This window comes from Shewanella algicola, from assembly GCF_014648035.1.
In the GTDB taxonomy this organism is placed as follows: Bacteria; Pseudomonadota; Gammaproteobacteria; order Enterobacterales; family Shewanellaceae; genus Shewanella; species Shewanella algicola.
Genome location: NZ_BMQI01000139.1, coordinates 1 through 1,208, shown reverse-complemented (window position 1 = coordinate 1,208; position 1,208 = coordinate 1). Strand labels below are relative to the sequence as shown.

General features: G+C 48.3%; 1 protein-coding gene. It reads right to left on the bottom strand.

All coding sequences use genetic code 11. From position 1 onward, the window contains the following. The coding region (locus tag IEY42_RS22100; protein WP_229780261.1) for an Ig-like domain-containing protein at window positions 1-1,208 on the bottom strand (1,208 nt) is incomplete at both ends.

Below are 1,208 nucleotides of genomic sequence, written 5' to 3'. Positions count from 1 at the left end.
AAACAATTCATTACCGTTGCCGTCAGTGACAATCAAGGTGTCGCCGACTTGCGTGCCTGTGGCTAAGGTCACGGTGGCGGTGACCGTGCCGTCAGTGCCGATCTCATCGCTGTTGAACACGCCGTCGCTGCCCATACCGCTGAATTCTATAGTCGGTGCCGGTGCGGCAACATTATCAACAGGCTGTTTATCCATCGCAGTGGCTGATGGGTTACCGGCGATATCAATCACCTGTGCGGTGACATCAACATCGGTGGCGCCTGCAGTGACAGGGACTTCGACATCCAAGCCATTGGTGAGCATGTCCGAGGTCACTAGGCCGTTAAACAATTCATTACCGTTGCCGTCGGTGACAATCAAGGTGTCGCCGACTTGTGTGCCTGTGGCAAGCGTGACAGTCGCGGTCACAGTGCCGTCAGTGCCGATCTCATCGCTGTTAAACACGCCATCGCTGCCCATGCCGCTGAATTCTACAGTCGGTGCCGGAGATGTTATATCAACAATACCATCATTGTTATCTGTCGCTGTGTTACCTGCAGGATCTGTTACTTCAGCAACGACTGTATAGCCGCCTTCAGCTAGCGGATCTCTTACGTCAACCTCGTAGGTTCCATCTGGCTGAACCGTTGTTGTTATCGTTTGTTGGTTACCTTCACTATCCGTAATAATTAACGTAACAGTACTGCCAACAGGTGCGTCAGTCGTACCAGTAATCGTTGGTGTTGTGTCATTTGTGAGAGCTGGTGCATCAACGGTAATAACTGGTGGCGTGGTATCTAAAATTGCAGAGTCACTTCCTTCAGGTGATGTATTACCAGTAGAATCTACAATTACAGCAACAACTTCAATTTCTTCACCTTCATCAGGTGCAGGTAAATCGAGATTAACATTACCATTATCAATATCATCTTGTGTTAGTACAACTTCAACTCCATTCACTACAAGGGTGTCACCAGCTTGCGCGCCGGTATCATCTAGACCAATAGTGACATTGACTTCAGTAGCTCCACCTAACTCTTCATTACTAATAAAACCGTCATCATTAAGATCGGTATTTATGATGACTGTCGGGGCACCATCAGGTACAGGCGTTACTTCAATAGTCAGAGTCGCTGTTTCACCGGTGTTGGTGGTGTAAGTGATAACAGGTACGGTACCGTTCCAGTTGTCATTTGGCGTGAAGATGTAAGAACCATCGTCATTGATGA